General features: G+C 50.6%; 8 protein-coding genes and 1 pseudogene. 4 read left to right on the forward strand and 5 right to left on the reverse strand.

Translation table 11 applies throughout. From position 1 onward, the window contains the following. Nucleotides 1-189 precede the first annotated feature (189 nt). Nucleotides 190-1596 carry an efflux transporter outer membrane subunit gene (locus ACTHUT_RS10155; RefSeq protein ID WP_440386170.1) on the forward strand — a complete coding sequence of 469 codons (1407 nt, stop codon included), beginning with the start codon at nt 190-192 and terminating at the stop codon, nt 1594-1596. A gap of 73 nt (nt 1597-1669) precedes the next feature. Here ACTHUT_RS10155 and ACTHUT_RS10160 read toward each other — a convergent pair whose 3' ends face one another. Beyond that, entirely contained in the window at nt 1670-3007 is a 1338-nt protein-coding gene (locus tag ACTHUT_RS10160; protein WP_440386171.1) for a GTPase/DUF3482 domain-containing protein, read from the reverse strand. Nucleotides 3008-3581: 574 nt separating this feature from the next. Next, nucleotides 3582-4043: an Lrp/AsnC ligand binding domain-containing protein gene (locus ACTHUT_RS10165; RefSeq protein ID WP_083296572.1), complete on the reverse strand. Its 462-nt coding sequence runs from the start codon at nt 4041-4043 to the stop codon at nt 3582-3584. A 206-nt stretch (nt 4044-4249) separates the two neighbouring features. On the opposite strand from ACTHUT_RS10165, the gene alr reads away from it, so the two are divergent. Further along, a complete protein-coding gene (gene alr, locus ACTHUT_RS10170; protein ID WP_314058648.1) occupies nt 4250-5308 on the forward strand; it encodes an alanine racemase in 1059 nt (352 codons plus the stop codon). Between the two features lie 58 nt (nt 5309-5366). Here the strand turns inward: alr and ACTHUT_RS10175 are convergent, their stop codons facing one another. Further along, on the reverse strand, nt 5367-6110 hold the full coding sequence (locus ACTHUT_RS10175) for a pseudouridine synthase (protein ID WP_036493902.1): 744 nt from the start codon (nt 6108-6110) through the stop codon (nt 5367-5369). 330 nt (nt 6111-6440) lie between these two features. Here ACTHUT_RS10175 and ACTHUT_RS10180 point away from each other — a divergent pair, with 330 nt between their 5' ends. Further along, nucleotides 6441-8522, forward strand: a complete 2082-nt coding sequence (locus tag ACTHUT_RS10180; RefSeq protein ID WP_440386172.1) for a carbon starvation CstA family protein — start codon at nt 6441-6443, stop codon at nt 8520-8522. Further along, nucleotides 8512-8706: a YbdD/YjiX family protein gene (locus tag ACTHUT_RS10185; protein ID WP_003747442.1), complete on the forward strand. Its 195-nt coding sequence runs from the start codon at nt 8512-8514 to the stop codon at nt 8704-8706. The genes ACTHUT_RS10180 and ACTHUT_RS10185 overlap by 11 nt, the downstream gene beginning before the upstream one ends. Nucleotides 8707-8823: 117 nt before the next feature. On the opposite strand, the gene ACTHUT_RS10190 is transcribed toward ACTHUT_RS10185, so the two are convergent. Both ACTHUT_RS10190 and ACTHUT_RS10195 read right to left on the reverse strand, forming a co-directional pair. Next, nucleotides 8824-9114, reverse strand: a complete 291-nt coding sequence (locus tag ACTHUT_RS10190) for a chaperone modulator CbpM (protein WP_003747441.1) — start codon at nt 9112-9114, stop codon at nt 8824-8826. Nucleotides 9115-9129: 15 nt separating this feature from the next. Next, nucleotides 9130-9266 (reverse strand): annotated as a pseudogene (locus ACTHUT_RS10195) (J domain-containing protein); the annotation flags it as partial.

Here is a 9266-nt window from a genome sequence, read left to right on the forward strand (position 1 = left end):
CCTTGTGCCTTTGTTCTATGTGGTTGTGCGCAAATTCTTTAAAGAAACCGCACACGAGCATGAGATGGCCGCCAAACACGCCGCTGAAGCCGGCATGATTGAAGACGGTAAACACGATTCAGACAAGCACTAAAGCAAAGGCCGTCTGAAAAATTTTCAGACGGCCTCAAAATGCTAAAGGATTCTAAAATGAAGAAGATTACATTCAAACCTGTACTGACCGCCGTTGCCGCCGCCGTGGCTTTGTCGGCCTGTGCCATGATGCCGAAATATGAGCAGCCTCAAGTTGCCGTGGCCGATACGTTTAAATACGACACTGTTGACGACGGTATCCGTGCAGCCGAATTGGGTTGGCAAGATTACTTTGCCGATCCGCGCCTGCACCGCTTGATCGACATTGCGTTGGAACGCAATACCGATTTGCGCACCGCCGCGCTGAATGCCGAAATCTACCGCAAGCAGCACATGATTGCGCGCAACAACCTGCTGCCGACCGTTAACGCTAGCGGTACAGGTTCGCGTCAAGGCAGCTTGAGCGGCGGCAACGTCAGCAGCCAATACAGCGTTGGTTTGGGCATAACCTCTTATGAACTCGACCTCTTCGGCCGAGTCCGCAGCACCAACGAAGCTGCTTTGCAAGGTTATTTTAATGTAGCCGCCAACCGCGATGCCGCACATCTGGCCTTGATTTCTACCGTGGCCAAAGCCTACTTTAACGAACGCTACGCTGAAGAAACCATGGCATTGGCACAACGTGTGTTGCAAACCCGTGAGGCGACTTACAAGCTCTCACAATTGCGCCATAAAGCCGGTGTGATTTCCGCCGTTGATTTACGCCAACAGGAAGCGTTGATTGAATCGGCCAAAGCCGATTACGCATCCGCAGTGAAAAACCGCGAGCAAGCGCGCAATTCATTGGCTATGTTGATTAACCAACCTTTGCCCGAAGACTTGCCTGCCGGTTTGCCTTTGAGTAAACAGTTCAAAATCACCAAACTGCCTGCCGGTTTGAGTTCGGACGTATTGCTCAACCGCCCGGATATCCGCGCGGCCGAATACTCGCTCAAACAAGCCAATGCCAATATCGGCGCGGCACGTGCGGCCTTCTTCCCGCGCATCAGCCTGACCGGTTCGGTCGGTACGGCTTCCGGCGAGTTGAGCGGCCTGTTTAAGAGCGGTACAGGTGTTTGGGCGTTTGCACCGTCCATCACGCTGCCTATCTTTGACTGGGGTACCAACAAAGCCAATCTTGACGTAGCCAAACTGCGCCAACAGGTACAAATCGTTGCTTATGAAGCCGCTGTTCAATCCGCATTTAAAGACGTTTCCAATGCTTTGGTTGCGCGCGAACAGCTGGATAAAAGCTATGAAGCGTTGAGCAAGCAAAGCCGTGCTTACAACGACAGCCTGCGCCTCATCAGCCTGCGTTACAAACATGGCGTATCTAGCGCATTGGATTTATTGGATGCCGAACGCAGCAGTTACGGCGCAGAAACTGCTCTTTTGGCCAATCAGCTGACCCGTCTGGAAAACCTTGCCGACTTGTATAAAGCACTTGGCGGCGGTTTGAAACGCGAAACCAAAGCTGCCGAATAAGTGTTGTCGGCTAAAATCAAGAGGCCGTCTGAAACATTTGGGTTTCAGACGGCCTTTTTGTTCAACAGCGATTTTAAACTTTTAATTTCTCGCTTAAAGAACCGACATAGGCTGCGCGTTCGTTACGGCTGAGTTCGGGCTGGTGTGTGTTGAGCGAAGACCATTTGCGGTTGCTGCGTGCTTTGTTGAGTTCGCTTGGCAGTTTGGCCGCATTCCATGGCGCTTTGCGTTCGTTTAGCTCGATATGAGATTGGGCGGCATGGCCGCGCGTTTGCAAGACGTGCAACAAACCCAGCGCACGCGCAGCGAGCAGGGTAAGGGTTTCCGGATCGGTATGCAGGGTTTGTCGGCCGTTGATTTTGTCGGTGATGTCTTGGGCGTTGGGCAAAATGCCGCCCAACAGTCCGCCGATGGCGGTACCCAAACCAAGCGAACCGCCAAGCGTGGCAATGTCCAAGCCTAGGCCGATGAGTGCGCCTGCGGTTGCGCCGGTACCGGTACGGATGCCGTAATGTTTGAGCAATTCGCTGTCAAACGGATCTTGTTTGAAGGCTTTGGGCATCCATGTGCTGTCGCTGCCGACTTCGTCGTGATAGAAGCGGTAAAGTGTGAACAGGCGTTGTTGCATTTGCCGCTCAAGTTGGCGGATTTCCGATTGCATGACTTCCAAAGTCGGGGCAGGGTCGTCGTTTTCGGCAATTTCTTGGGTAAATGCGGCGGCATCCAGCAGAAAATCGGCAATTTCACGGCGCGCTTCCGTATCCAGCCGTTGCCACTCGCGACGGCGCATATTGATGAGGCGGTCGAGGATGTCGCGCTTAGGTAACATGGTGGCAAGGTTGTCCCATAATCGGATTTCGCCTTCAAAGTCAAACGCAACGGTATCGAAACCGGCGTAAACATGCAGGGCGCGGCGGGCGAGCATATTGGTCCAAGCGGTCAGGTCTTGATTTTGAGTGAAGTTGAACACAGGCATGATGGGCTTGGCGCACCAAGACAAAATGGTCAGCTCGTCTTTGTATTTGTTAAGGACGGGCTCCCGCGCATCGATGACATACATGGCCATGTCGCTTTGCATGACTTGGCGCAGCACTTTGGCTTCTTGGTTGAATTCGTGATGCGCTTCATGGTTGTTGAGGAATTGCTGAATGCGCTCGATGCCGTCATCGCGTGCGGATGTGTGGGTTTCCAGCCAGTCCAACACGCCGCCGGCATCTTCGAGGCCGGGTGTGTCGTAGAGGTAAACCAAGCTGTCGTCGCCGTCGTTGATGAGGGCTTCTTCGACATGGCGCGTGGTCGAGGGCGCATTTTTTACTTCGCCGAAGGTGCTGTCGCGCAAAAGCGTGCGTAAGAGTGAGGTTTTGCCTGTGTTGGTATGGCCGACGACGGCAAGGGAAAGTGGGGTGGTCATGGTTGTGGGTTGGGACGGATATGGGCTATGAATGTGTGAGTATGGGGCTGTTTGCCTGCAGTGGCAATATGTGTTTCAGACGGCTCTAAATTTCTTTTATATATGGGCGAAAATAGCCAGAAAAAGAGGGGAATAGCGGATTTGTTGTTTTTTGGCAAAATGCTTGAAAATAGGTAGGAAAACAGTTGACAGTCGGGTAGAAGGCTAGGATAATTCGCGCCGTTGAGTTGCTTGATGCAGCTTGATTTTTCTCCTCTATTTCTCCTTTGTAGACTTGGCGCATATCGAAACGGTATGCGCATTTTTTTATCTGCTTTGAAACATGATTACATTTAAGTTCTGTAAATTGGATAATTAAGAAATTTTACAAGAAAAATACTTGCAAGGTTGAATCTCTTGTTGCATAATTCGTTTCGTTAGCTGGTTCGAGTAGTCAGTTAATAGTTTCTCCTCTATTTCTCCTTTGTAGACTTGGCACACATTCTATCGGATGTGTGCATTTTTTTTGCCTGTTTAAAATAAAGGCCGTCTGAATGTTGTAATCTTTCAGACGGCCTTTGTTGGTTGAATGGAATTAGATGTCTAATACTACTTCTTCTTTGACTTCTTCCATGACAACATAGCTGCGGCTTTCGGCTGCTGCCGGCAGTTGCAGCAGGATATTGCCGAGCATATCGCGATAGGCGGACATATCGGGTAGGCGGACTTTGATGAGGTAGTCGTATTCGCCGGAGACCAAGTGGCATTCCAAAATTTGCGGAATCTTCAGCACTTCGCGTTTGAAGTCTTCAAAAATATTGCCGGATTTTGAACGCAGTTTCAGTTCGACAAAGACCAAGAGGCTTTGACCCAAGGCATGAGGATTCAGATGGGCGTGATAGCCGGTGATGAGGTTGTCGCGTTCCAAGCGGCGGACGCGTTCGGTTACCGGCGTAGTGGAGAGGCCGACTTTTTCAGCCAATTCGGTCATGGGGATGCGTGCGTTTTGTTGCAGGAGCTTGAGAATTTTTAAGTCGGTTTTGTCGAGTTCTTTCATGGCTTTGATGCTTGTCGTTTTCAATTTGGATGACATCATAACCTTAAAACAGGCTCAGAAGAAGCATAAATCCTTAAAGGTAAGGCGGAAGGAAGATATTAATCTTGTGTATTTCATGGAATCCTGTATGGTTTTTGACCTATAATATTCGCTTCAAAGTAATAGGGCAGGCCGTCTGAAACGGATGCCGATAAGAGGAATACATTATGCGTCCGCTCAATGCGCAAATCCGTTTGGATAATTTACGTCAAAATTATCGTTTTCTCAAAGAGTTGCACGGCAATAAATTGTTGGCTGTGATTAAGGCCGATGCTTACGGGCATGGTGCGGTCAGATGTGCACACGCGTTGGCGGATATTGCCGACGGCTTTGCGGTGGCAACGGTAGATGAAGGCGTGGAATTGCGTCAAAACGGCATTAAAAATCCGATTGTTTTATTGGAAGGCGTGTTTGAGGCTGCAGAGTATGCGGATGTTGACCGTTATGATTTGTGGCCGGCAATCGGCAGTCAATGGCAGTTGGAGGCGTTTGCACATCATGAGTGGCAACGTCCGACAACCGTATGGCTGAAAATGGACTCTGGTATGCACCGTGCCGGTTTCTTTCCGCATAACTATGCCGCCGCCTATACGGCATTGAAACAATCTGAATCGGTTGAAAACATTGTGAAATTCAGCCATTTTGCCTGCGCGGACGAACCGGAAAACGGCATGACCGAAATGCAGCTTGAAGCATTTGATTTGGCGTGTGAAGGCTTGGAAGGCGAGGAGAGCCTGGCCAATTCCGCCGCGATTTTGAACGTGCCTGAAGCGCGCCGCGATTGGGGTCGTGCCGGTCTGGCCTTGTATGGTATTTCGCCTTTCGGTGGCGTGGATGAGCGTTTGAAACCTGTTATGCGCCTGACTTCCCGCGTTTTCGGCGAACGTGTGTTGCAGCCGCATTCTCCGATTGGTTACGGTGCAACGTTCTACACCAGCAAATCCACTCGTGTCGGTTTGATTGCCTGCGGCTATGCCGACGGTTATCCGCGTCGCGCTTCCACTAATTCTCCGGTTGCCATCGATGGCAAACGCAGCCGTATTATCGGCAGGGTGTCTATGGATATGATTACGGTTGAGCTGGAAGCTTCGAAAGAGGGTTTGGGCGCGGAAGTCGAGCTTTGGGGCGATGTGATTAATATTAATGAAGTTGCCGAAGTTGCCGGTATGATTCCGTACGAAATCCTCTGTAATATTAAACGTGCGAAGTTTACTTATATCGAGTAAGCAGTCAAAGATCAGGCCGTCTGAAATATGTTTTCGACGGCCTTTTTGTTATCTGCAATTAAAACGATTCGTCAGCGCGTAAATAACGCCATTTGCCCGGCGGCAGTCTGCCGAGTTTGACTTTGCCCATGCGGATGCGTTTCAAACCGACAACGCGCAGGCCGACCAGCTCGCACATGCGGCGGATTTGGCGTTTTTTGCCTTGCCGCAAAATAAAGCGCAATTGGTCTTCGTTTTGCCATTCAACTTTGGCGGGGCGTAATTTTTCTCCGTCCAAACTCAAGCCGTGGTTGAGCAGGGCGAGGCCTTTGTCGTCTAGTTTGCCGCGGACGCGGACGAGGTATTCTTTTTCGCTGCTGCTGTTTTCGCCAATCAGTTGTTTGGCAATGCGGCCGTCCTGGGTGAGCACCAATAATCCGACAGAGTCGATGTCCAGGCGGCCGGCCGGGGCTAAGCCGAATTTGTGTTTTTCACTGAAAGGGATACGGCTGTCGTCGCCTTCCCAATGGTTGTCGGCGGTAATGAGTTCGGCGGCGGATTTATAGCCTTTTTCTGCCTGCGCGCTGACGTAGCCGACGGGTTTGTTCAGCAGGATGGTTACGCGCGCGGCTTGTTTTTCGTGGGCTTGTTTGTTGAGGTCGATGCGGTCGCGCTCGGTGACTTTTTGACCGAGTACGGCGGTTTGGCCGTTGACTTTGACCCAGCCTTGCTCAATGTAGCTGTCTGCCTCGCGGCGCGAGCATAAGCCCAATTGCGCCATGCGTTTGGAGAGGCGCATGGTTTCGGAATCGTTGTTTTGCATGGTATGGCAATATAGAAGAAATGGGAATGTCGGATTATAGCATTGACCGTTTGTCAGGCCGTCTGAAAACTGAATTTTTGGGTTTTCAGACGGCCTTGCGTTTGCTATATGTTAAGGAATATTTAGTTTTGAAGTAAAAAATGAAGGGTATATTGTCTGTTTGTGTTAACCTTACGGGCGAACTAATCATTTTGTTTTTTGTCGAATTCGGGTTGAAATGACATTTCACTCTTAAATCATGAAGACTAAAATGATTGGTCTTTCTAAAGCGCATGAAGGCAGTTTGTCGCTAAAACAAGCTTTCGTGTATCACGTTTTAAGGATAAATCAATGAAATCGCTCAAATCATTTTTGATTTGGGGCATTGTGGTTTTGGTCGGCCTGGCCTCCTTTACCACTCTGGCCCTCAGTCGCGGCGAGCAGGTCAGTGCGATTTGGATGGTTACGGCCGCCATTTCGGTATACTGCATTGCCTACCGTTTTTACAGTCTTTACATTGCCAACCGTGTGATGCAGCTTGATCCTAACCGTCTGACTCCGGCAGAACGCCACAATGACGGCTTGGACTATGTGCCCACACATAAAGGCGTACTGTTCGGCCACCACTTTGCCGCGATTGCCGGCGCAGGTCCTTTGGTCGGTCCTGTATTGGCAGCGCAAATGGGTTATCTGCCCGGTACTTTGTGGATTATCTTCGGCGTGGTGTTTGCCGGTGCCGTACAGGATATGATGGTCTTGTTCGTCTCCATGCGCCGTGACGGTAAGTCTTTGGGCGATATCGTGAAACAAGAACTCGGTACTGTCCCCGGCGTGATTGCGTCTATCGGTATTTTGATGATTATGGTCATCATTATGGCGGTGTTGGCGCTGATCGTTGTGAAAGCATTGGTTCACAGCCCTTGGGGTACGTTCACCATCGCAGCGACTATGCCGATTGCTCTGTTTATGGGTATCTACACCCGTTATATCCGTCCGGGCAAAATCGGCGAGATTTCCATCGTCGGCTTTATTTTGCTGATGTTGGCCGTGATTTACGGTGAAGATGTTGCCCGCAGCTCCTTTGGTCACTGGTTCGACCTTGACGGCATTCAGCTGACTTGGGCGATTATGATTTACGGTTTCGTGGCTTCCGTATTGCCGGTTTGGCTCTTGCTGACTCCGCGCGACTATCTGTCTACCTTCCTGAAAATCGGTACGATTGCCGCTTTGGCTTTGGGTATCGTTATTGTTAACCCAACCCTGCAAATGCCTGCAGTTACCCACTTTATCGATGGTTCAGGCCCGGTATTCTCCGGTGCGTTGTTCCCATTCTTGTTCATTACCATTGCTTGTGGTGCGGTTTCAGGCTTCCATGCTCTGATTTCTTCCGGTACTACGCCAAAAATGGTGGAAAACGAAACCCACGTCCGCATGATCGGTTACGGCGGCATGATTATGGAAAGCTTTGTGGCCATTATGGCGCTGGCCGCCGCCGCTTCGCTTGAGCCAGGCGTGTACTTTGCGATGAACAGCCCGGCTGCGCTGATTGGTACTGATGCCAACACTGCTGCCGAAGTCATCACCACTAAACTGAATTTCTCTGTTGATGCCGCAACCTTGTTGCATACTGCTAAAGAAGTGGGCGAAAACACCATTCTGTCCCGTGCAGGCGGCGCGCCAACCCTCGCAGTCGGTATGGCGCACATCATGAGCCGTCTGATTCCGGGCGAAGCCATGATGGCGTTCTGGTATCACTTTGCCTTGCTGTTTGAAGCCTTGTTCATCCTGACCGCCGTTGACGCCGGTACGCGCGTAGCCCGTTTCATGATCCAAGACTTGGGCAGTATTTTCTACAAACCATTCGGTAACACCGACTCTATCCCAGCCAACCTGGTTGCCACATTCTTTGCCGTGGCATTGTGGGGTTACTTCCTCTATACCGGCGTAACCGACCCTCTGGGCGGCATTAACTCGCTCTGGCCTCTGTTCGGTATCGCCAACCAAATGCTGGCAGGCGTAGCGTTGATTATGTGTACCGTTGTATTGGTGAAAATGAAACGCGACCGCTATGTATGGGTAACCTTGGTTCCTGCTGTCGGCGTATTGTTTGTAACCTGCTATGCCGGTTTGCAAAAACTGTTCCACAGCGACCCGCGCGTCAGCTTCTTGGCGCATGCAGGCAAATACCGCGATGCCTTGGCTTCAGGCGAAGTCCTTGCCCCGGCTAAAGACATTGGAGAAATGTCACAAATCATCTTCAACGACCAAATCAATGCCGGCCTGACCGCTTTGTTCTTAGCAGTTGTCGTGATTGTCGCCGTGTACGGTTTGCGTACCGCCATGAAAGCCCGCAAAGTCGGCTGGCCAACTGCTAAAGAAATTCCGGCAGTGTACCGCGACGGCAAACAGCTGGAGGCTCAGAGTGAAGCATAAGCTCGCATCTTGGTGGAAAACCATCAAGCTGACAGCAAACTTGATGGCCGGTGTCCCGGATTATGAAAACTACGTTGCCCGTCAGCGCAAACATAATCCCAACGCGCCGGTCATGACTGAGCTGCAATTCCAAGACTACTGCCGCAAACGCCGTTGCGGCGGCAACGGCGGACGCTGTTGTTAATGAAGGTATAAAAAGGCCGTCTGAAAATATTTTCAGACGGCCTTTTATTATGGAATATCAATAAACATCAAAAACTTTGTCTTGTCATCAATATTTAAGCGAACAACTTGCCAATATTTACTCTTCTTCGAGCAGTACCAGCGGACGCTGTATTTTTCTGAGTTCTTCCACCTCGTCCAACAGCCGCATAATCAGCCCCAATGCGGGAATGCCGGCTTCAAAATCACGGCTTAAGCGTTGTGCGCGACGGATGCGGGCAAGATGAAAACCACTAAAGGTACTTTTTTCGGGCGCACCATCGATGCTGATGATGTCTTCTGCTATAAGTTCCAACAGCCAATCGCGACGGCAACGGCTGGCGGCAACGATTTCTTCAAAAGTAAGGGTAACATCGGAGGACTGAATCATAATTTATCCTTTCTCTTATGCTTGTTTCGCGGCAAAGTGTTCGGCCAATTTTTCCCATGCGGCACGGTCGGCTTCGCTCTCTACTGGCGGAACATTAATGCGGATATTGAGATAAAGGTCTCCGGCTTCTTTTGCAGGAATACCTTTGCCTT

This window comes from Neisseria sp. P0022.S010, assembly GCF_051956635.1.